This window comes from Mitsuokella sp. AF21-1AC (assembly GCF_003458855.1).
Classification (GTDB): Bacteria; Bacillota; Negativicutes; order Selenomonadales; family Selenomonadaceae; genus Mitsuokella.
Window position 1 is genome coordinate 1 of record NZ_QRVW01000012.1, and the last position, 22,298, is coordinate 22,298.

Below are 22,298 nucleotides of genomic sequence, written 5' to 3' on the forward strand. Positions count from 1 at the left end.
TGCGATTTTATTGTGCTTCAAAAAGCTGTAAACTGCTGTAACAGAACATACAACAACAGACAAAAAATAAGCTATCGCACAAAAATTTCTTAATACGACAGCTTATTTTTCGAGAAGATAACGGTATAAAGATTGTCGAATTCAATGAGCTTGAAAACACCTTTTCATATCTACTTCCGTAAGCGTAGACAAATCCTGTGGAAGTGTTTCTAATCCCATCAAGCGGTTGGCCTGCAAAGCCACTGCTTTTTCAAAAATATTGCGGATAGTTCGGGCATTACCAAATGTATCATCTTTATTTTCTATCAGTTTAGCAATGTGCTCCTTCAACAAGGTTTTGCCTTTATCCGTAATATGATAAGCATATTGTTTGCAAATGAATTCAAAAATATCAATGAGTTCATCGACAGAATAGTCTTTAAAGGGGATATATTTACTAAATCGAGAAGACAACCCCGGGTTCGTATCAATGAACTGTTTCATCAATTCAGGATATCCTGCCACGATGACAACTAGATTCCCGCGATTATCTTCCATTAATTTGAGCAACGTATCAATGGCTTCTTGTCCATAGCTATCGTCAGTCGCCAATGAATAAGCTTCATCGACAAAAAGGACGCCGCCAATAGCCTGTTTGACAACTTTTTCCGTTTTCAATGCCGTTTGCCCGACATATCCGGCCACTAATCCCGCCCGATTGGTTTCGACAAGATGCCCTTTTGACAAAAAGCCAAGCTCAAACAAAATCTTTCCCATCAATCGGGCTACCGTCGTTTTCCCTGTTCCGGGATTCCCTGTAAATACCATGTGCAATGAAATATTAGGAACTTCCAATCCTTGCCGGCTTCGTAAGCCTTGAATTTTCACAAAATTAATCAAACTATTCAGTTCTTTTTTGACATCCAGCAATCCGATTAACGAATTCAATTCATCCATGTATTGCCGCAGTTTAGGCGATTCTGATTCAGTCGTATAAGAAGTTTTAAAAACGGCTTTTTCTGGTTTGCCATTAGCCCATCGGCCTTTATAAATTTCCCGTCCAGCTTCGTCGTATAAAACGCCTTCCCCGTCGTATAATCCATTCACCCAGTATCCATCGTACTGTAAATTGCCATTTTCATAATAGGATTTGCCACGGCCGTTTAATTTTCCATCTGTAAAAAAACCTTCATACTTAGGATATCCATTAGGATACAAAACTTCTTTGTATTTTGAAAACATAGGAGCCCCTTACATATTAATTAGTCTTCTGATTCTTCTGAGTCAGAAAAGAAAGAATCTTTTACATCTTCTACAAAGCGTCGGACTTTTTCCGTAAAATAACCTGCATATCCAGCATGGATAGTAAATCTCTTACAATCATCCAAAATCCAATCAATACTAGATTTCCCCCTTTTCGTAGCAATATAATGAACCCTGGCGACCTCAAATTTTTCGTTATCAGATATGGCCCGAGATATAAGCTGTTCAATGAAATCTAAGTTCATTTCATATATGACTAAATCGCGCAACCACATTAAATCTCTTTTGATTAGTACCATTTTATGCCAATCATTAATATCATCCAAATCATCATCATCACTCAATTTAAGTACTAAATTGTTCGCTTCATCCACCAATGCATTCCATTCGTCAAAAAAATCTCTGGCCATAAATTACACCTCTCAACATCACTCATTCTGTAAACTTGCTTTTTCCCACTCTTTATGTATTTTCTTGTCTAAAGCAGATGAAAACCGTACAAAAGCTGGCTTTTTATTATTTGTCTTCCACTTTTCATTTTTTCTAAATTATATCATATATGTCCCCTCCCCTACAATACATTCATAAAACTCCACCAACTACCCCAGGCGAACAGATTGCTCAGCAGATTCTCGACAACTACGACATCAAGAGCGCGGAAGACGTCCAGGACGTCCTGAAGCAGATCTTTGCCACAATCTTTGAGTCCATGCTCAAAGGTGAGATGGAAAATCATCTCGGCCATAAGAATCATGAGCGGTCTGAAGATGGCGGCAATGTACGGAATGGCTACTCATCCAAGAGGCTCAAGACATCTCTGGGCGAAGTCCCTATCCGTGTCCCCAGAGACCGCCAGAGCACGTTTGAGCCGCAGATCATCAAGAAGCACCAACGCGATGTCTCGTCCATCGAGGGCAAGGTGCTGGCGATGTATGCCCGTGGCATGAGCCAGCGTGACATTGCAGCGACCATCGAAGATATCTACGGTTTCCAGATGTCGCATGAGCAGATCTCTACCATCACGGACTGCGTCACAGAAGAGGTCGAAGCGTAGCGGAACCGGCCGCTCCAGCGCTGCATCGTACACCTCATCCGCAATTCCATCCGCTACATCCCACGCAAGCAGTGGAGTGCCTTCACGAAGCAGCTGAAGCTCATCTACGGCGCAATCAATGTCAAGCAGGCCCGTCAGGAGTTCGAGAAATTCAAGACTGACTGGCAGGCTTATCCAGGCGCAGTCAGCGTATGGGAGAACAATTTCTCACACGTCGAGCAGCTCTACAACTACGGCAGTGCCGTACGCAAGATCATGTACACGACCAATGCCATTGAGAGCGTCAACTCGAGCTTCCGTAAGGTGACGAAGAAAGGTGCATTCCCCAATGAGGATGCCGCCTTCAAGATTTTCTACCTGCGCATCCTGGAACTCTATAAAAAATGGGAGGGGCGTCACGTTGCGAACTGGGCGATGGTCCGGAACCAGTTGCTCATGGATGATAGGATGTCACAGCTCATGCAACAATATGATGTTGCTTATTAAATCGATTTACACAAAACTCTTGACACACCCGCATTCCTCGACTACATCGAGGGCAAGGCCCCGCAGGGAAAGTTTGCAGAAAGCATTGCAGAAGCCGTGGAAACGGCCAAGGAAAACAAGGAAATGAAGGTGGAATACATGACGTATTATATGGAATTGCGCCGCCGCGAAGAAAAGGGCCGTGAGGAAGGCCGTGCTGAAGGTCGTGCCGAAGGACTTGCGGAAGGGGAAGCAAAAGGTACGGTAAAGGGCCGCTGGATGATACTGATGGAACTCGTTCATGACGGTGTCATCACGATGAAAGAAGCCGCCAAGCGGGCCGGCATGACGGAAGAAGCATTCCGCAAGCTGACCACACACTGATGAAGAATAAAAATGCAGCCATTCATTCGGGTGGCTGCATTTTTTGATGTCACGCGATGCCCGGCCAGTGCTCGACGAACTGGATCTTGATGTCGGGGAAGCTGTCGACGTACTGGATCGTGAAATCCTCGCCGTAGTCCACAAACTGCCATTCGCCGATGTCGTCGGGGGATACAGTCGTCAAAATCCTGCCGCGGCATCCCCGGAGAAGGTGCCCCGAAGGGGCGAAAGAGGTCTTTGAGCTGGCGGGCACGCGGTACGGGCTCGATTTTCATGGAGCAGCGAAGCGAATACATGCAGTTTCCCCTATCGGCCCTGCGGGCCACTTCCCCCAAAGGGGGAAGCTTCGATTCAGGCAAGACTTCCCAATAAAATCGTATCAGGAAATAATTGTTGACATATGCCATAAAAGGGATTATGATGCTTATAGATGACATATGTCAGTAATTTGTGAAGTTGAGGTGATATGAATGGGGAGATTGGCCAAGGCGCGGCGCGTTTGCGGACTGCCGGTGTATGCGCAGTTTACGCCGCAGCCGGATGACGCGAAGGCGCCCGTGCGCATGGAGGTCGAGGATTTTGAATGCATCCGCCTCATGGATTACCTCGGCATGACGCAGGAGGAATGTGCCGTGCAGATGGGCGTGGCCCGCACGACGGTACAGGCCATCTATACGCGGGCGCGACGGCGCCTGGCGGGGGCGCTCGTCGAAGGCCGGCCGCTGGTGATTGCGGGCGGGAATTTCGAAATCTGCCCGCAGGCGGAATCCGCAGGCTGCAGGTCCTGCTGCGCACCGCTCCCCTACACCTCGGCAAATTCAGCAGCAGAGTCGGCAGTTTTTCCAGCCAGGGCGGAGGCAAATCCGGCGGATGCCCCGATGGATTCGGATGCGACAGACTCCCATATAAGGAAAGGAAGGATTTTCATGCGAGTAGCGATCCCTTACGATGAAGGACAGGTTTTCCAGCATTTTGGCAGAAGCGAGCGGTTCAAGCTCTATGAGGTGACGGACGGGGCCATCACGGGCTCTGAAATCCTGGAAGCCAACGGGGCCGGCCACGGCGCGCTCGTCACGCTTCTCAAGCAGGAGGACGTCGAGGTGCTGATCTGCGGCGGCATCGGCGCTGGCGCACAGAACGCATTGAAGGAAGCGGGCATCCGTTTTTACGGCGGCGTGCAGGGAAGCGCAGACGAAGCAGCCGCCGATTTCCTCGCGGACCGTCTCGCCTATGACCCGGCCGTTCACTGCGAACATCATCATGGCGCGGACGAAGGACATGGCCATGGCTGCCACCACCATCACGGCGAAGGCGAGGGTCACGGCTGCCATCATCATCATGACGGCGCAGGCCATGGTCACAGCCACGGCAGTCATCACGAAGCTTGAAAGGAGTGGCGGTCATGAAAGCGGATTGTACCAATTGCCCGACGCATGCCTGCTACACCAGGGGCGTCAACTGCACGGGCGTCGATAAAGATACCATCCTCGCGGCGTATTCGGAGGAAGAGCGCCGGATCATGAAAGCGGCGGCTTACGTCGAGGGCACGTTTTACAGCAACATCACGCGGCTCGAGGAAACGGCGGAGTTCGCCAAGGCGATGGGCTACCACAAACTCGGCATGGCGTTCTGCATCGGGCTGAACGCCGAGGCCCGCTACATCGCCCGGTTCTATGAAAAACAGGGCTTTGCCTTTTACAGCGTCTGCTGCAAGAACTGCAGCTTTGCCAAGAAGGAACTCGGCCTCAAGCAGGTCAAGCCGGAACTTGAACACGAGGCCATGTGCAACCCGAAGTTCCAGGCGCGTTTCCTCGCCGAAGCCGGCACGGAGCTCTTCATCTCGTGCGGGCTCTGCGTCGGCCACGACGCGCTCTTCAACGCCGCCTGCCCCGGTCCCGTCACGACGCTCGTCGTCAAGGACCGCCTGCTCGCCCACAACCCGCTCGGTGCCATCTATTCGCGCTATTGGAAGCGCAAACTCGGCATCATGGACGAAGGCGAAGTTTGACCAATCTCAGGCAAATACGTCAAAACGCCCGCCCCTGTGTCTTTGAAACACGGGGCGGGCGTTTTTCTATGCTTGTCCGGCCTTCTTATGCCTGTTCGGCGTACTCGGGGAAGGCGATGGAGTTTTCCTTGAAGATGTGGATGAAGACATCATCAAAGAGCTGTTCCATAGTGGCGTACGTATGACGGAACGTCGGGCAGGCGTCTGCGGGCGGCGTGAAGTTGTCCGTGAGTTCCTGGATTTCCTTGATGATGTCGCCGGCGCCGCTGTGCTCCTGCTCCAGCTCCTCGACGAGTGCGAGCGTCTTGGCGTCGGGATGCGGATGCTGACGCATCAGCGGGAAAACGAGCTGCTCTTCCTTGGCAAAATGCTCTTCGAGCTCGGCTTTGAGGCCGGCATAGAGGTGATGGAGGCGCGTGAGCATCTCGCCGTGATGCGGGTAATGGACGATGAGGATCTTGTTGAGATATGCTTCCGTCTCGGCCATGAGTTTGCGGTCCGTGACGTGGTGCGTGGCTTCGAGATCGTCGAGCATGTCCGTGACCTTGAGTTCCTTGAAGGATTCGATGTCTTCGTGTACGTCGCGCTGCTGCGTCTTGCGCGCCGCCACTTCATTGAGCTCCGCAAGGAATTTGTCCACGTCGAGCCCTTTCTCGCGGACCGCGATGGAAATGGCTTCGTGCCCGCCGCAGCAGTAGTCAAGATGCAGGCCGTTGAGGAACCCGATCGTGTTCGGGTGCTCTTTGACGACATCGGCAAGTGTCATATCTTTCGTGATCATAGTATCGCTTCCTTTACAGATAGTACCAGTGTTGATGCTTCTTGTTGTTTTGCTGTTGTTCTTTAAGCATCTTCAGTATATCGGATGGAAGCGATGGGTTCTGTAACATTTGCTACGGAGTCCTTACAGATTGGCGAGGAGCATATCGCCGACCGTCGGATAGACGGCGCTGGCGGCCTCTTTCATGAAATCAGCGGCTGTTGCGACGGTGCAGCCCTTGAAATATTCGACGGCCGGCAGATCGTTGCGGTCGTCGCCGATGAAGAGGACCTGTTCCGGCTGCCAGCCCGTCGCCTGCAGCAGATGGCGCACGCCGTCACGCTTGTTGGCCTCGCGGCGGTTGAAGTCGATGTAATTGCGGTTGATGTTGCCGACGATGCCGGGAAAGGCTTTTTTGACCTCGTGCGTCGTCGCCAGAGCTTCCTCGATTGAATCACAGCGCAGGCTGATCTGCACGACATCGGGGAGTTTCTGCGCTTCCTCAAACGAGATCAGCGGCATCTCAATAGGCAGGCCGAACGGGATATCGGCGCCCGTGTCGAGCGTGAACATGCCGCGCTCCGTCAGGATGCGCAGCGGATGATGCGTCTCGCGGAGCACGGGCATGGCGAGCATGCCGTCGCGCACGTCCGCGGGCACGACGAAACTCTGGAGGATCCTGCCAGCGCCGTCGACGATCACGCCGCCGTTGTTGCAGACGAGGTAATCGGGCCTGAGCTCCGGGTACGGCGCGAGCGCATGACGGATGAGCCCGATCCCGCGTCCCGTGCAGATGCCGAATTTATGGCCGGCTTTCTGCCAGCGCTGCACGGCCTCTATATTTTCTGCGGGAATCGGCTCCCCGTGCGGGCAAAACGTCCCGTCAAAATCCGTTGCTGCTAATTTCATCTGTTCCGCGGGCAGCGCCAATGCGCGACGCCCCCGCACACCACCTTTCTTTTCCTAGCGATTCCTTATAGTATAGCACAATCTCTCTCTCAGAACACGACCTCCCGGCAGGTCACGTCGAGCCCCGTGAAGTCAAAGAGCAGTGCTGTCTGACGCCTTGGCAGCTCACCTTCGCCCTTCATCAGGGCGCACATATCGTATGGAAAAAACTCGATATGGTACTTGCCGCGCAGGTCGCGCCAGTTCCGGAACACGAACCCCGGCACATACGCCTGCGGCCGCTCACTGCGCCAGAACGGCGCCGTCACGTCCTGATGTTTCTCCATATCCCAGTGCAGGTACGCCGGCCGGATGCGCCCGCCATCGGCGAGCAGCGCGTCGAAGCGCAGAAGGCTGTCCATAAGCTCCGCCTCCGCGCCGTATGCCTCCTCACAGAAATCGCGCAGATACGCGTAAAGATTCTTCGTCGCATGGCCGACGCGGTGGAAGCCGCGTGCCTCCCACCAGTCCGTGAATTTCTGCCAGAACGCGAAGGCGTCGCCGTGCTCGCCTGTCTGCACGAAATACGCGGCCGTATGGCGGCAGCGCCCCGCGTTGTAGTAGTACTCAAAAACCTGTTCGAAGCTGTGGAACCAGCGAATCTCGCCGTATGTCAGGGCGTCGGACGCCAGGACCTCGTACGGTGCCATCGGCATATACCGGTAGCGGTAGGGCTCGACGAGCTCCATCATCGCGGCCCCCTTGAGGAATTTGAGGAAGCCCAGCTGCAGCATGTCGGCGCCGAGCGCATAAACGTCGTTGAACGACCGGTGGAACGACGCCATCCCCTCGCCCGGCAGCCCGATGATGAGGTCGACGTGCAAATGCATATTGTGGAACGAAAGGATGCGCCGGATGTGTGCGGCGATCTCCTGCCAGTGGTTGACGCGCGAAACTGCCGCAAGCGTCGCCTCATTCGTCGACTGGATGCCGATCTCGAGCTGCACGCGACCACGCGGCATCTGCGCGAGTGTCTGCAGCACCTCCTCGTCGAGGTAATCGATGGCCACCTCGAAATGGAAATTCGTCCGCACCGAGGCAGGCAGCGCGAGGATGTACTGCAGGATGGGCAGGAAATGCGACTTTTTCGCGTTGAACGTGCGGTCGACGAACTTCACCTGACGCACGTCATGGCGCACGAAAACCTCGAGCTCGCGGAACACGCGCGCAAGCGGCAGGAAGCGCACGCCTGCCGTCGCACACGACAGGCAGTACGCGCACGCAAACGGGCAGCCGCGCGACGTCTCATAGTAGAGGATGCGTTCCCTGAGGTCCGCGAGCTCCTGCTCCTCGTAGGCAAACGGCACCTGCGCAAAATCCGCGACCGTCACGGCCCGGCTCTCGTCAATCGAGCCGTCTGCGCGCCGCATCGCCACGCCCGGCAGCGGTCCCTTGAGGCTGACCTCCCGCACCCGCGCTTTGGCAAAATCCACGGCCCGCAGCCTGTCGATAAGCGCCGGCACGGCCTCCTCGCCCTCGCCGCGCACGACAAAATCCACCATCGGGAACTCGCGCAAAAACGATGCCGTCTCATACGAAACCTCCGGCCCGCCGCAGATCACGACCGTATCCGGCAGCGCCGCCGGCAGGAGCCGCAGGAGTTTCTTCACCATCTCGATGTTCCAGATATAGCATGAAATTCCCAGCACGCGCGGCTGCCGCTCATAGATCTCCCCGAGCGCGTCAAGCAGCAGATGGTTGATCGTGAGCTCCATCACCTCGGACCCCGGCACGCAGGCCCGCAAATACCGCACCGCCAGCGATGTATGCGAATACTTCGCATTGACCGCCAGCCAGAGGATGTTCTGCCGCGATTGGCCCTGTTCCCGTCTCTCAAATTCCTGTCGTCCCTGCAATGCTCCGCTCCTTCCTCAAAAAAAGCCCGGGCATCCCCGGGCCACTTCTTTTTATCAAACGCCTCGCACACACGGCTGCATCAGCCATGGAGGTGTGCTTTCGCGCACTCCAGCGCACTCTTGATGACATCGTCCATATCGTAATACTTGTACTCCGCCAGACGACCGCCGAAAACAACATGGTTCTCCGCTTGCGCAAGAGCTGCATACTGCGCATAAAGCTCCTGGTTGCGCGCATTATTGACCGGATAGTACGCCTCCTCGCCGCGTTTCCAGTCTGCCGGATACTCGCGCGTGATGTACGTGACCGGCTGCGTGCCGAATTCAAAATGCTTATGTTCGATGATGCGCGTATACGGCACCTCACGTTCCGTATAATTGACCACGGCCACGCCCTGATGGTTCTCCTCCTCAAGTCGCTCCGTCTCAAAACGCAGGCCACGGTACTCGAGCTGCCCGAGCTTGTAATCAAAATACTTGTCAATCGAGCCCGTATACACCACCGTCTTCGCAGTGTCCCGGTAAGCCGCACGCTCCCTGAGATAATCCACGCCCGTGCGCACCTCAATCCCTTCAAGCAGCGCCTCAATGAGCTTGTTGTAGCCGCCGACCGGGATGCCCTGATACCGGTCATTGAAATAATTGTTGTCAAACGTATAGCGGACCGGCAGCCGTTTGATGATGAACGACGGCAGTTCCGTGCAGCTCCGGCCCCACTGCTTTTCCGTGTACCCCTTGATGAGCTTCGTATAAATATCCGTGCCGACGAGCGAAATCGCCTGCTCCTCCAGATTCCGCGGCTCTCCCGTAATGACCTTGCGCTGCTCCGCAATGATTGCCTTGGCCTGCGCCGGCGTCACGATGTCCCAGAGTTCGCGGAAGGTGTTCATATTGAACGGCAGATTGTAGAGATGTCCCTGATAATTCGCGACCGGCGAATTGATGAAATTATTGAATGTCACAAACTGATTCACATACTGCCAGACATCCTCATAGCTCGTGTGGAAAATATGCGCACCGTATTTATGGATGTTGATGCCATCCTTCTGCTCACAATACACATTGCCGCCTGCATGCGCCCGGCGCTCCAGCACCAGCACCGACTTTCCCGCCTGCTTTGCCTCATGTGCAAAAACCGCCCCAAAAAGACCGCTGCCAACCACCAGATAATCGTACATCGTCCTGCCTCCTCGACACAAAACACATTCTTGCCAAACTCCGAACATTATTTTTTCATTATACCATACTTCTCCGGAAAATTGGCCGCCTGCTTTCTCTGCATGTTCACAGCCCTCATCGCTGCGGTGCGAATTCCCGTTCCGGGACTTTGTCACCAGGGCTGCGGGGTCATCGGGGTGATGACGCCAAAGGTATATCCCTTGGCTTTGAGGATGCGGATGATTTCCGGCAGGGCCTTGACGGTTTCCTCGTGGCCCTCGGAGGAGTGCATGAGGATGATGGCCGTGTGCTGTACGGCTGCGCCGTTCGTCTGGTTATCGATGTTGTCGATGAAATCCTGAGCGACCGGGTGATTCGGGGCGGCGTCGGCTGAGCTGATATTCCAATCGTGCTCGACGTAGCCATTGGCCTTGAGCGCCGGGGCGTAGGCGGATGTGAAATTGCCGATGACGCCGCCCGGTGCGCGCAGGATGAGCGGGCGCACGCCGAGGATGCCGTAGATGATGTCGTCGGTCTTTTCCATCTCGGCGAGGAAGCCCTGCACCGAGGGGTAAAGCTTCTCGTATTTGTGGTCGTAGCTGTGATTGCCGATGGCATGGTGCTCGGCGAAGATGCGCTTGAGCACGTCGGGGTGAAGCTCGGCATGCTGGCCCGTCACATAGAAGGTCGCGGTCACGCCGTTTTCCTTGAGGATGTCGAGGATGGCCGGCGTGTTCTTGTCGTCCGGGCCATCGTCAAAGGTCAGGTAGGCCACGCGTCCCTCACGGTACGGCTTGAGCTCGGGCAGCGTGGTCGGCAGGCCCTGCTGACGCCGCATGGCGAGCGTCTTGTTGTCGTAGATTGGCGTGCGGGGATCCGATTGCTGCAGGTTGGAGAAATTGTCACTGGCCAGCGCACAGGAGAAAGCCGGCTCCTCTTCTGCCGCCCCGGAAGAACTGGAAGAACTGGAGGAAGCCGCCTGGTCTCCGCCGTTTGACGCGCAGCCGCCAAACAGCAGGAGGCCCATAAGAGCCAGGCCACCGAGCAGGGCACGCAGCCCGCCGGCCGTCTGCCTCAGCGGCAGTTTTTTGCCGCCCTGTCCGGTCCGCTCGTTTCGCGCGCTCTCTTCCGGAAATGATGCTTCTTCTGTCCTGTCCAAATGCTTCATGCTTTTCCTTCCTTTTTCTGTCTTTTCCTGTCGATTCCTATCGTGTGCCGGCTGCACGGCCGCAGCTTCACAGCTCGGCCTTGGCCTCCGCCTCTTTGCTGCCTGCCGTCTGATTATCGGGAGCCTGTGTGGCAGGCAGGTGCATCGCCCCGTAGACGCGGGCGAGCTCGGCTGCGTACTGCTGATGCATCGCGTCGAGCTTCTGCACGAGTTCTTCGCGGGCCTGCAAAAGCGCCGACTGTTTCTCATTCTCGGCCCGAGCTCTCAGGAGAGCCAGCTCCTGTTCCTGCTGGGCTGACTGCGCTGCGAGGCGCTTCTCCATGGCCTGCCGGTCTTCTTCTGCACGCTGCAGCTGCTGTTTCGTCTCATGGTGTGCGGCCTTTTCCTGCTGCAGGGAGCTTGCGAGCTCCTGCAGCTGCGTCCGCGCGGCCTCCTCTTCTTTGGCGTGCTGCCGGCTGGCCGCGAGTTCCTGCTGCAGGCTCTCGACCCGCGCGGAGAGGAGCGCCTGCAGCTGTTCCTTATCGGCGAGGACGGCTTCGTGCTCCTGCCGTTCCTGCTGCAAAGCAGTCTGCAGCGCCGTCAGCTTTGCCTGAATTACATCATTCGCTTTTTGAAGCTTCTCCTGGGCAGATACGGCTTCCTGCCGGCTCTCTTCGGCCTGCCTGGCCTGCTCGCCGGCTTCCTTTGCCTTTTCCTGCGCCTGCTCGAGTGCGGCTTCCTGCGCGGCGAGGCGGCGCGCATACTCCTGGCGCACGCGCTCCTCGGTGTTCGCGTTGAGCTGCAGCGCATGCGTGAACGATGCCGACAGCTGATTGAGGAGTCCCTGGAATTCCTTGATCTCCGCACCGCGTTCGGGCAGCGTGCCGATGGCCTTCTGCTGCGCATAGAGGTTCGCCAGCGTCGTGAACGTCCCGTCCCAGGTCAGCTCAAGCTCCTCGCAAATCTTCTGGAGGTTCTGGATGGTTTCCGGCTCCAGCTTGTACGTCTTGACTACGGTCATGATTGCGATTCCCCTTCCGTGCTCAGCAGGGCTTGCCCTCCTTGAAGCGCTGCATCATCTCATTCGTCAGGCTCCAGTCGTCCGGCTGCAGGATGACCTCCTCGGGGCTGGCCCAGAGGGCGCGGCTGAGTTCCTGCTTGTCCATGTGGATCTCGGGCGAACCGTCGAGGTCGCAGTAGAAGCCGGCGAGGATGTCGGCCGCACTGCCCCAGGGCTGCGATTTATAGTAGCGGATGTTCTTGACGTGCAGGCCCGTTTCCTCCATGACCTCGCGCTCGACCGTCTCCTCAAGCGTCTCACCAATCTCGGTGAAGCCGGCGATCAGCGCGAAAAACGGCACGTCGTAGCTGCGCGCGTATTTCGTCACGAGAATCTTGCCGTCATGCAGCACGCCGACGATGACAGCCGGATTGATGCGCGGGTAGATGATGTTCCCGCAGTGCGGGCAGCGCAGGGCGCGTTCCTTCGTGTCGAGCTCGGTCGGCTGGCCGCAGGCCCCGCAGAAGCGGTTGGCACGGTACCAGCCCGAGAGATGCAGGGCCGTGTAGAAGGCGTAGAAGCTCGGCAACTTGGCTTCCTTGCTGCTGCGGATCGAGCGCACGGGCTCAAAGGCAAAGCCTGCCGGGATGAGCGGCTCTTCGTGGCCAAGCAGCAGGAAGAAGCTCTTCTTGCCGATGGTGAAGAGGTAGACGCAGTCGTGCGGGTGGCCGAGCTGCGCAAACGTCGGGAAGAGCTTGCCCTCGTCCTGGCGCACGAGCACGTCCTTGCCGCGGAAACAGAACATGACGCTGTCGTCTTTCGGGACCGCGTCCGGCTTGTACTGGTTATCGAGTTTTTTCGGTGCAATATCCTGGATCATGAAGAAGTTCCTTTCGTCAATTCCGTTGTCATGCCTGATAGAACGGGCGCGTTTTTTCCTCCCGCACGGTGGTCGGGCCCGAGTGGCCCGAGAGCAGGATTGTCTCATCCGGCAGCGTGAGGATCTTGTCGCGAATATTTTGGAGCAGCGTCGCTTCGTCGCCGCCGTACATGTCCGTGCGGCCATAGCTGCCCTCAAAGATGGAGTCGCCGACAAACGCGACGCCGTCCTTTGCCGTGTAGTACATGGCGCCGTCGGTCGTATGGCCCGGCACGGGGATGATTTTGAGGTCGCAGGCGGAAGAATCTGCGAGCGAGACGGTGCTGTAATCGGCAAGATACGTCACATCCGAGAGGGTAATGGGTGCTTCCGTCTGCACCGAAAGGTTCCAGACGGGATTTTCCGCATAGGCGCGGCCGTTTGCCTGCATGCAGACGGGGATATTCAAGGCCTTCCGGAGCTCCTCGACGGCGCCGATGTGGTCAAAATGGCCGTGCGTCAGAAGGATGCGCTCGATGATGAAGCCCTTTTCACGGATCATCTCGAGCAGCTTGCCCGCCTGCGCGCCCGGGTCGATGAGGAAGCCGTGCTTCGTTTCGTTATCGATGTAGAAGTAGGCATTCGTCGGAATGTACTTCATGACCGTTGCCTGTAAAATCATGTCACACCTCCCCTTCTTCCGGCGTCAAGCCGTAGATGACATCAAGCAGCTGTCTGCCGCTTTTCGTGCGGAAGACCTTCTCGCGGAAGGCGCGGATACCCTTTTCGGAAAGCTGGTCCTCGTAGGCATTGACGAGGAAGTCGGCTTCGAGCAGGATCTGGTAATCCGGGCCATCGACGCCCTGATACGTGTGATGGTGGCCGATGAGGAAGCAGACGCGGTCGATGAACGCAGGCGCAAAGCCGAGCTTTTGCAGGAGCTCGCGTGCCGGGGCCGGCCCTTCCTTTTCCTGATAGATGCCGGCCGAGCTGCCGTACTTTTCCTCGGCGGCATGGATGCCGATGTCGTGCAGGATGGCGGCAATCTCAAGCAGGCGCTGCGTATCATCAGGCAGCCCTTCCCGTTTGCCCAGCAGCGAGGCATAGGCGTATACCTTCAGGAAATGCTGGATTCTCCTGGCATCGCCATGGTCAAAGGCAATCATCGCCGCAAGAACATCCTCGACGGCCGCCCCCTGCGGCTTCTCGTTATCGATTTTATTTGATTCGTGTTCCATCATCTGTGGCCACTTCCTTTCCTGGCTTCCTGGCGTCCCCTCCCTGGGGGCAGTCAATTGTCACTGGTTGCGTGCAAGAATTCCGCTACGAGCGACTGGCGCAGACGCTCATAGAGCTCCGGGGCACGGCCGCCGACAGCCTGGCCGTCGATATGCGCGACGCGCAGGCAGAAATTGCTCGAGCTCGTCACGAGGACCTCGTCGGCCGTAAAGAGCGCTTCTTTATAATACGGTGTCTCGCTGACGCCGATGCCGAGTTCCTTGCATTTACGAATGAGATGCGCGCGCGCGATGCCCGGCAGGATCAGCTCGTCGGCCGGCGCCGTGATGAGCTTGCCGTCCTTGAGAATGTGGCAGTTGCTGTGCGCACACTCGGTAACGCGGCCATCATGGCGGTAGAAAATCGTCTCCTCGCAGCCCTGCCGCTTCGCATGCTCGGCAGCGAGCACCGACGGAATGAGGTTCAGCGTCTTGATGTTGCAGAAATAGAAGCGCTTGTCCTCCTCCGTGATCACGTCGATGGGCTTCTCACCTTCGTTCCAGCTGCTCGGGAACAGCATGACCCAGAGATTGCCGGGACCTGGTGTGAACGCATGGTTGCGCAGGCCCGTGCCGCGCGTCACCTGGAAGTAGACGAAGAGATCACCCGTATCGAGCTTGTGCACGAGCTTGTCGAGGAGCTGGCGGAGTTCCTCTTTCGTCACGGGCATCACGATGTCCAGGAGTGCCGCGCTGTTGAAGAAGCGGTCGATGTGCTCATCGAGGGCAAAGACATGGTAATTGCGGCTCGGCGCGGCATCGTAGACGCCATCGCCAAACCAGTGTGAACGGTCATTCATCGGGATCGACATCGCGTCGAGTTCCCCGATCTTGCCATTGTAATAGCCTAAGGTTTTCAAGAGACTCCCTCCTCAATCCCTGCATCAGCGGGAACCCCTCCTGATGCAAAACTTACTCAACATAATATAAATACGCGCCACAAGGCAATTTTCCTGCCTGCGGCGCGATTCTTTCTCATCATGCGTGCATGATAGGCCCATCCTGCCGAGGCTCAGGCGGCCTTTGATGCTGCCGGTGCCTGCTGTTTCTGCTGGAGCTCGGCAAAGCCGTAGTCGAGCAGGGCAGCCGCCTCGCTGAAGCGCGTGTCGTCGCTGTCGGAATGCATAACGACAACGAGAAGCTCCGTATCGCCGCGCTTTGCCGCCGCCGTCAGGCAGCCGCGTGCGGCCCGCGTCCAGCCCGTCTTGACGCCCGTGCAGCCGGGGTACGTATCGAGCAGCTCGTTGGTGTTCTCGCAGTAAGCCGTGTGGCCGGCCGGGCGGATGTAGTAAATGTTTTTCGCCTCAGTGCCGACGATCTTGCGGAAGGCCGGCATCTTCATGCCGTAGCTCGCGATTTTGGCCATGTCGCGCGCTGTCGAATAGTGATTGCTGTCCGGCATGCCATTGGCGTTCACGAAATGCGTGTCCGTGGCGCCGAGCGCAGCCGCCTTCTCATTCATGAGCGCGGCAAAGGAGTCGATATCGCCGGCAACAGCCTCACCGACGGCCGTGGCCGCGCCGTTGTCGGAAATCATCATCATCTGCTGCAGCATGTCGGCCATGCGCAGTTCATAGCCCGGATAAAGTCTCGTGCATTCCACATCGGCAGCATTGTCGCTGACTGTGACGATCTGGTCGGGACTCGTGCGCTCGAGCGCGAGGATGCAGGTCATCATCTTCGTCATGCTGGCCGGATACTCGCGTTTATCAGCGTTCTTCTCGTAGAGCACCTCGCCTGTCTGCTCATTGACGACGATGGCCGCATCGGCCGTGATGTCTGGCGCTGCAGCCAGTGCGCAGGCCGACCAGATGACGAGTATGGCTGCACTCAGCACGGCGGCAGCCAGCCGTTTTGTTAAATGTCTCACGTTTTTCCTTCTGTCAAAAACGTCCGGATGAAATCCTGTTCATTCCGTTGCCTCTACTATGATAGCATAGATGCTACCGGCCTTCAAATCCAAGACAAACCCATAAAAATGCCATTTTCCTCACCGAAAAATACCACTCATATGGACAATATACTAATAACTTTCGGATATTTATACAGTTGAAACGCATTTCAACCGGCTTCTCTTTATGATATAATAAAAAACATGGGTAATTCAATCAATACTACCATATAAAAAAATTGCAGAAAAGGAGGCTGTCATATGCGAAAAACCAGGACCTCAAGTGAGCGTCAAAAAGAGATTTTCCAATTCATCAAAGCATTCTTGCTCGAAAAGGGATACCCGCCGTCCGTGCGGGAAATCGGCAAGGCTGTGGGACTGAAGTCCAGCTCGACGGTGCATGGATATCTGGCACGCCTTGAGGCCAATGGACTCATCAAGCGTGACCCGACGAAACCGAGAGCCATCGACATCCTCGATGAACGGCCGTGGGGCAAGAACATCCCGGTGCCGCTCATCAATTCGGAGGCGGCGGACAAGTCCATCCTCTCGGAGCAGAATGTGCAGGAAATCTTTTCGTTCCCGCAGAATCTGCTCGGAACGCAGGATAAGCCATTCATGATGCGCATGCCGGATGGCAGCATGAAGGATGCGGGCATCGCCCAGGGCGATCTCGTCATCATCAAGAAACAGGAGTTTGCCGACGACGGCGACCTCGTGGCGGCCATCGTGAACAAACAGGCGACGGTGCGTCGTCTCGTGCAGGATGAGGAAAGCATCCATCTGGAGGCCGCGGGGGAAGAACCTGCCATGACGAAGGGGAAACGCATCACGATCCTGGGCCGTGTCATCGGTCTTTACCGCAGATTCTGAAGCAAGCACTCATACCTAGGCACAAGGAACCAGAAGGGTTCTGCCGCATCTCGCAGCCCAGCCGGAAGTTGACTCGTTTTTATTGATTCCCTTGTGCCATCAGCAGGCCCTGCCTTATCCCTCTTGCAACCCGTCACGACCGAAAAAAGGAGAGAAGCACCTTTGCGCGCTTCTCTCCTTTTTGTGTACACGTTTTATGTGCATGACATGGGCAACAGGCAAGACCCATGGATTTATTTGCGGCTGGCGTCGCAGTCGAGCACGGCCTGAGCGGCGCCGAGGATGCCGATGACGGCGTGCTCAAAGGTCAGGCCGCCCTGCAGGTAGACGTTGTACGGCGCCCGCAGCGGCCCGTCGGCGCTGAACTCGATGGATGCGCCCTGCACGAAGGTGCCGGCTGCCATGATGATCTTGTCAGCGTAGCCCGGCATGTCCCAGGGCTCCGGCGCCGCGAACGAATCGACCGGCGAATACTTCTGGATGCCGCCGCAGAACGCGATGAGCTTTTCGGCCGAGCCGAGCTCGATGGCCTGGATGATGTCGCCGCGCACATCAGTCGGCAGCGGCAGCGTCTTGTAGCCGAGCTTGGCGAACATGCCGGCCGCGAAGAGCGCACCCTTGATGGCCTGCGAGACGACGTGCGGCGCGAGGAAGAAGCCCTGGAACAGCAGGCGGTTGTTCGCGAGGCTCGCACCGAGTTCGTCGCCCATGCCCGGAGCCGTCAGGCGGTAGGAGGCGAGCTCCACGAGGTCGCTGCGGCCAACGATGTAGCCACCCGTCGGCGCAATGCCGCCGCCCGGATTCTTTATGAGGGAGCCCGCCATGATGTCGGCGCCCACCTGCGTCGGTTCCTGGCAGTCGACGAACTCACCGTAGCAGTTGTCGACGAAGCAGATGCAGTCCGGCTTGATGCGGTGCACTTCGGCCGTGATGGCCTCGATATCCGCAATGGAGAGCGGATTGCGCATGCTGTAGCCGCGCGAACGCTGGATCTCGACCATCTTCGTCTTCGGCGTGATGACGTTCTTGATGCCCGCCATGTCGACCCTGCCGTCGATCATCGGCAGTTCGTTGTAGAGTACGCCGAATTCCTTGAGCGAGCCAGGGCTCGGATTGTCGTAGCCGATAACCGTCTGCATTGTGTCGTACGGCTTGCCCGTCAGCGAGACGAGCTCATCGCCGGGGCGCAGGATGCCCAGGAGCACCGTGGCCAGCGCATGCGTGCCCGAGACAAACTGCGTGCGCACGAGCGCACGCTCGGCGCCAAAGACCTTGGCATAGAGTTCCTCGAGCTTGCCGCGGCCGATATCGTCATAGGCATAGCCCGTCGTCGTGTTGAAATGGGCGTCGGAGACGCGGCATTCGCGCATGGCGTCCAGGACTTTCAGCGTGTTCTGTTCCGCCACATCCTCGATATGCGCGAAGAGCGGCTTGGCTTCCTGCAGGACCTCCTGCTTGAGGTCCAGGATCTGTTTTGAAAATGTCAATGAAATTCCCTCGAATCTGTTTATTTATTTATTTATTTTGATTTTCTGCCCGCCTGCATGCTTCATGCGGACGGTGCCGGCACCAGGTACGGCTGGTAGCGGTCCTTCATGGACACGGGTACCTTGACCGTAAGCAGTGTCCCCTCGCCCGTGTACTCCGTCTGCTCCACGGCCTTGAGCTCATGGAGCTCCGTGATGACCTCGCCCGCCGCATACGGGATGAGCAGCGTCATGCGGGCCAGACGTTCCGCAAAGAAGCTCTCGATCTTCGCGAGCAGTTGTGCGAGGTTCTCGCCAGTCTGCGCCGAGACACAGACGCCGTCGCGGTCATGGAGCATCGCGCGGCGCTGCGGGGCGTCCGGAGGCAGCGCGTCCACCTTGTTGAAGACGTAGAGCGTGGGCTTGCCTTCCGCCTCGAGCTCCTTGAGCACGGTGACGACGGCCTCGATCTGCTCCTCGTAATGCTCGTTGCTGCAGTCGACGACATGCAGCAGCAAATCAGCTTCCTGCACCTCCTCAAGCGTTGCGCGGAAGGCCTTGACAAGCGTGTGCGGCAGCTTCTGGATGAAGCCGACCGTATCCGTCAGCAGGATCTCCTGCTTCTCGGGCAGCACGAGATGGCGCGTCGTCGGGTCGAGCGTCGCGAAGAGCTTGTCCTCGGCAAACGCGTTCGCGCCGGTCAGCTTGTTGAGGAGCGTCGATTTGCCGGCATTCGTGTAGCCGACGAGGGCCACGAGCGGGATGCGCGCGGCCTTGCGGCGCCGGCGGTGCAGGTCACGGTTCTTCTTGATGGCCTCGATCTGATGCTCGAGGTCGTGGATGCGGCCGTAGATGCGGCGGCGGTCCACCTCGAGCTTCGTCTCGCCGGGGCCGCGCGTGCCGATGCCGCCGCCCTGGCGCGAGAGCACGAGGCCCTGGCCGCCGAGGCGCGGCAGATTGTACTTGAGCTGCGCGAGCTCAACCTGCAGCTTGCCTTCCTTCGTGCGGGCGCGCTGCGCAAAGATATCGAGGATCAGGGCCGTGCGGTCGATGACCTTGATGCCGAGGACCTGCTCGAGATTGTGCTGCTGCGACGGCGTCAGCTCATCGTCGAGGATGAGGAGCGTTGCATCGAGGTTCTGCACCTCCATGGCGATTTCCGTCACCTTGCCCTTGCCGAGGAAGAAGGCCGCATCGGGCCGCTCCTTGCGCTGGACGAACGAGCCAACGACGACGGCACCGGCCGTGTCGGCAAGGCGCCGCAGCTCCGCCATCGACGTCTCGCTGTCAAAGACATTGCCGGGCCGCTCGACGCCGGCGAGGATCGCGCGCTCCTCCTCATCCGCCGTCGCCTTCGTGCGCGCAGCGCTGAGTTTCTTGTTGATCGTCGTGATGAGATACGTCAGATTGACGCGGTGCAGCAGCTGCTCCTTCATGGGCCCGGCCTGCGTGATGGCCTCCGTCCCGGCTTCATCCTGCTCACCCGAGAAGAAGCCCAGCGACGCGACGATCTCGCCGCGGCAGCGGCCAATGGCGGCCATGCAGTCGAAGCGCAGCCGCCGCAGCGAGGAAAGGTCAGGATCACTCAGGCGCGTATCGCCGCTCGGATGCGTGTGGATGCAGCGGACACCTGCCAGCCGGCGCTCCGAGCGCACGTCAAAGGACGGCAGATCGACCGTATTCGTATCGCCGACAGACACCTTCTCGACGCGGCCCTGGCGCGTGAGGTAGACGGCGACTTCGCGCCCGAGGATATCCGTGATCTCGAGCATCGCCTCGTTGAGCTCATGCGTGGAAATCTGCCCCATCGGCACCGTCAGCTCATAGAGATGCTGCAGTTTCTCACGGACAAACGCCTTGAGATTGCCGGTATTGCCATGGATGATTGTCATCGTACACCTCCATCCGTTGCGGAATGACAACATTTGCTTTCTTGCCGTTCATTGCGGTTCATTACAGTTAATTGCGGTTGACGATATTCGAGATATGCTTGAGCGTAATGGAGAGCGTGCCGTCCTCATTGTTGTGGAACTCCACGAACTCCGTGTTGTCGAAGTAATCCGTCGGGATTGAGAGATCGATGCCCGTATCCGTCCGCAGCTTGTGGCGGCTGACCTTCTTGAGCGTCGCCTCCTGATCCATCTTGACGGGCTCCGTGAAGCCGGCGTCGCGGATGGCATCATCAAAATCCTTCTGCATGGCCGGATTCTCGGGGAAAATCTCCCCGCCTGCGGCCGCGAGGTCGAGCTCGTCGCTTGCCTGCATGTTCTCCGTCACGTAATTCTTGACGGCAGCCTCGACGGCGACGGCGTCCTGCCCGTAGGCCTCGGCCACTTTGGCCGCCGTCTTGCTGAGGTTCTTCATCGCTTCCTTCGGCGAGGGCGTCAGCGTGCATTCGAGCAGGATCTCGGGCAGCACGAAAATGGCATTGCCGTCGATCGTGTACTTCTTGGCCTGCACGAGGAGAGCCCCCGTCTCGGGCTGGATGAAGGCGAATTCGTCGATCTTCTGCGTCAGATTCGGCATGATGGAATAATGGTTGATGATCTCATTGCGGATGCCGCCCTCTGTCTGCGTCACCTGATGCGTGTAGCCGATATGGCTGTTGCTCTTGAAGACGACGAGCTGGCGAACATCGTCGATGCGCACATCGGCCACGATGACATCAGCCGACACCATCTCCTCCGCATGGACGTAGGCATCCTCGAGCGTCTTGCCGATCTGTTTGGAGAAATCGACGAATGAAAGCTCCCCGCCGACGTATGCAGCGAGCTGCTTCTTGAACGCACTGTCCTCATAAAAGGTACCGGGCTTGGCATCCTGGCTGCCCCACGATCGCTCGAGATGCTTGAGCAGGAAAGTCTGGATGCTGTCCGTCGGCTCAAGCTCGACATCGGAATACACCGTCATGCCCGAATTGAAATCGAGGATGTGCAAAATGGCTTTTTCAATCACAATCACGATGGATGTTCCTCCGCTTCTTCATTCTGCTGCTTCGCTTCTGCCTTCTTCCTGCGCGCGGCGACTTCTTCTTCCGCGCGCGTGCGCACTTCCTTCAGGCGCGGCACGAGATACGTCTGCAGGCGTTCTTCAAGCTCCGACAACGTCCCCGAATCGAAGTCGTAGTTGACGTCGGGGATGTTCCAGATGCGCGCCTCGCTGAAGAACTCGTCGCGGTAGATGTTGTAGTAGACCGTGACGCTGCTCTCGAGCGCGAAGTCGACGTAATCGATGACGATGTAGGAGCCGTTGTTGATCTTGACGGGCTCCGCCGGACGGATGTAGAGCGTGAAGCCCTCGAGCGTCTCCGGCAGTTCCTTCGCGGCCTCCCAGGTCATGATCTTCTTGTCGCGGACGATGCTTCCGATGCTCGCGGGATCGAACTGCGCGAGACCTGCCAGCACCGTTTCGAACTGTGCGCGCAGCAGCGCTTCGAACACGTCGAATTTCGCCGTGATGAATTCGATGCGGCAGAATTCGATGAGGCCAATCTTGACGCGCAGCTTGTACTCGTGCGTTTCCTCGTGGAAATACGCCGTCACGCTCTTGTGCAGGTCCTGGTTCTCATAGCGATAGATGTCGTAGCAGTCGCCCGCGACGAGCGCGAGCCGCTGCAGCGCGAAGCCATGCCAGGTATCCGGCAGTTCCCTGAGATAGGCCCAGTCCTTGATATCCGCTTCGACACGATCCCTCGTCTCATCCTTCATGGCATTTCACCATCCTCTTTTTTCAATCCTACGGCCATCTGCATCCGCCTGTATCGGTTCACATCGTCCATAGATGAATATTATATCACTAAGACCAAACTGCTTTCAACCGCTTCATGCAGCCGCTCAGTATAGGATAACAGCTATGAATATCATAATATATTAAGTATTCGACTTATGATGCAAAGCCTTTTATAATGCTA

General features: G+C 57.1%; 22 protein-coding genes and 1 pseudogene. 5 read left to right on the plus strand and 18 right to left on the minus strand.

The features are described from left to right. Positions 1-141: 141 nt before the first annotated feature. On the minus strand, positions 142-1,221 hold the full coding sequence (locus DWX75_RS05815; RefSeq protein ID WP_118015396.1) for an AAA family ATPase: 1,080 nt from the start codon (positions 1,219-1,221) through the stop codon (positions 142-144). A 20-nt stretch (positions 1,222-1,241) separates the two neighbouring features. Next, entirely contained in the window at positions 1,242-1,652 is a 411-nt protein-coding gene (locus DWX75_RS05820; protein WP_118015397.1) for a hypothetical protein, read from the minus strand. Between the two features lie 149 nt (positions 1,653-1,801). Between DWX75_RS05820 and DWX75_RS05825 the strand changes: the two are divergent. Next, positions 1,802-2,782: pseudogene (locus tag DWX75_RS05825) on the plus strand (transposase). Between the two features lie 123 nt (positions 2,783-2,905). After that, positions 2,906-3,145, plus strand: coding sequence for a hypothetical protein (locus DWX75_RS05830; RefSeq protein ID WP_147671536.1), 240 nt, complete (start codon positions 2,906-2,908; stop codon positions 3,143-3,145). 49 nt (positions 3,146-3,194) lie between these two features. Here DWX75_RS05830 and DWX75_RS12285 read toward each other — a convergent pair whose 3' ends face one another. After that, positions 3,195-3,329 carry a hypothetical protein gene (locus DWX75_RS12285; protein ID WP_255424260.1) on the minus strand — a complete coding sequence of 45 codons (135 nt, stop codon included), beginning with the start codon at positions 3,327-3,329 and terminating at the stop codon, positions 3,195-3,197. A gap of 286 nt (positions 3,330-3,615) precedes the next feature. On the opposite strand from DWX75_RS12285, the gene DWX75_RS12190 reads away from it, so the two are divergent. Together DWX75_RS12190 and DWX75_RS05840 are read left to right on the plus strand one after the other, a co-directional pair. Then, a complete protein-coding gene (locus tag DWX75_RS12190; protein WP_118015399.1) occupies positions 3,616-4,533 on the plus strand; it encodes a DUF134 domain-containing protein in 918 nt (305 codons plus the stop codon). Positions 4,534-4,547: 14 nt separating this feature from the next. After that, complete coding sequence (locus DWX75_RS05840; RefSeq protein ID WP_118015400.1) at positions 4,548-5,153, plus strand: DUF1847 domain-containing protein; 606 nt, start codon at positions 4,548-4,550, stop codon at positions 5,151-5,153. An 85-nt stretch (positions 5,154-5,238) separates the two neighbouring features. Here DWX75_RS05840 and DWX75_RS05845 read toward each other — a convergent pair whose 3' ends face one another. The 11 genes from DWX75_RS05845 to DWX75_RS05895 form a co-directional block, all read right to left on the minus strand. Further along, complete coding sequence (locus tag DWX75_RS05845; RefSeq protein WP_118015401.1) at positions 5,239-5,934, minus strand: DUF542 domain-containing protein; 696 nt, start codon at positions 5,932-5,934, stop codon at positions 5,239-5,241. A gap of 123 nt (positions 5,935-6,057) precedes the next feature. After that, positions 6,058-6,822 (minus strand): HAD-IIB family hydrolase, encoded by a 765-nt coding sequence (locus DWX75_RS05850; protein WP_118015455.1) that lies wholly within the window; start codon positions 6,820-6,822, stop codon positions 6,058-6,060. An 89-nt stretch (positions 6,823-6,911) separates the two neighbouring features. Then, positions 6,912-8,717, minus strand: a complete 1,806-nt coding sequence (locus tag DWX75_RS05855; protein ID WP_118015402.1) for a B12-binding domain-containing radical SAM protein — start codon at positions 8,715-8,717, stop codon at positions 6,912-6,914. Positions 8,718-8,797: 80 nt separating this feature from the next. After that, entirely contained in the window at positions 8,798-9,895 is a 1,098-nt protein-coding gene (gene glf / locus DWX75_RS05860) for a UDP-galactopyranose mutase (protein WP_118015403.1), read from the minus strand. 152 nt (positions 9,896-10,047) lie between these two features. Then, positions 10,048-11,043, minus strand: coding sequence for a polysaccharide deacetylase family protein (locus DWX75_RS05865; protein WP_233519488.1), 996 nt, complete (start codon positions 11,041-11,043; stop codon positions 10,048-10,050). Positions 11,044-11,110: 67 nt separating this feature from the next. Further along, positions 11,111-12,043: a hypothetical protein gene (locus DWX75_RS05870; RefSeq protein ID WP_118015404.1), complete on the minus strand. Its 933-nt coding sequence runs from the start codon at positions 12,041-12,043 to the stop codon at positions 11,111-11,113. A gap of 22 nt (positions 12,044-12,065) precedes the next feature. Further along, complete coding sequence (gene nudC / locus DWX75_RS05875; protein ID WP_118015405.1) at positions 12,066-12,902, minus strand: NAD(+) diphosphatase; 837 nt, start codon at positions 12,900-12,902, stop codon at positions 12,066-12,068. Positions 12,903-12,930: 28 nt separating this feature from the next. Further along, positions 12,931-13,563, minus strand: a complete 633-nt coding sequence (locus DWX75_RS05880; RefSeq protein WP_118015406.1) for an MBL fold metallo-hydrolase — start codon at positions 13,561-13,563, stop codon at positions 12,931-12,933. A gap of 1 nt (position 13,564) precedes the next feature. Further along, positions 13,565-14,122: an HD domain-containing protein gene (locus DWX75_RS05885; protein WP_369974335.1), complete on the minus strand. Its 558-nt coding sequence runs from the start codon at positions 14,120-14,122 to the stop codon at positions 13,565-13,567. A 50-nt stretch (positions 14,123-14,172) separates the two neighbouring features. Then, positions 14,173-15,018 (minus strand): aminotransferase class IV, encoded by an 846-nt coding sequence (locus tag DWX75_RS05890; protein WP_118015407.1) that lies wholly within the window; start codon positions 15,016-15,018, stop codon positions 14,173-14,175. Positions 15,019-15,170: 152 nt separating this feature from the next. Continuing rightward, positions 15,171-16,028, minus strand: a complete 858-nt coding sequence (locus DWX75_RS05895) for a D-alanyl-D-alanine carboxypeptidase family protein (protein ID WP_118015408.1) — start codon at positions 16,026-16,028, stop codon at positions 15,171-15,173. A 282-nt stretch (positions 16,029-16,310) separates the two neighbouring features. Here DWX75_RS05895 and lexA point away from each other — a divergent pair, with 282 nt between their 5' ends. After that, positions 16,311-16,922, plus strand: coding sequence for a transcriptional repressor LexA (lexA, locus tag DWX75_RS05900; protein ID WP_118015409.1), 612 nt, complete (start codon positions 16,311-16,313; stop codon positions 16,920-16,922). A gap of 233 nt (positions 16,923-17,155) precedes the next feature. On the opposite strand, the gene DWX75_RS05905 is transcribed toward lexA, so the two are convergent. The 4 genes from DWX75_RS05905 to DWX75_RS05920 form a co-directional block, all read right to left on the minus strand. Next, positions 17,156-18,409, minus strand: a complete 1,254-nt coding sequence (locus DWX75_RS05905; RefSeq protein ID WP_118015410.1) for a methionine gamma-lyase family protein — start codon at positions 18,407-18,409, stop codon at positions 17,156-17,158. A gap of 62 nt (positions 18,410-18,471) precedes the next feature. Next, complete coding sequence (hflX, locus tag DWX75_RS05910) at positions 18,472-20,280, minus strand: GTPase HflX (protein ID WP_118015411.1); 1,809 nt, start codon at positions 20,278-20,280, stop codon at positions 18,472-18,474. A 67-nt stretch (positions 20,281-20,347) separates the two neighbouring features. Continuing rightward, positions 20,348-21,349, minus strand: a complete 1,002-nt coding sequence (locus DWX75_RS05915; protein WP_118015412.1) for a nucleoid-associated protein — start codon at positions 21,347-21,349, stop codon at positions 20,348-20,350. Next, positions 21,346-22,095: a hypothetical protein gene (locus tag DWX75_RS05920; RefSeq protein ID WP_118015413.1), complete on the minus strand. Its 750-nt coding sequence runs from the start codon at positions 22,093-22,095 to the stop codon at positions 21,346-21,348. The genes DWX75_RS05915 and DWX75_RS05920 overlap by 4 nt, the downstream gene beginning before the upstream one ends. Between the last annotated feature and the right edge of the window lie 203 nt (positions 22,096-22,298).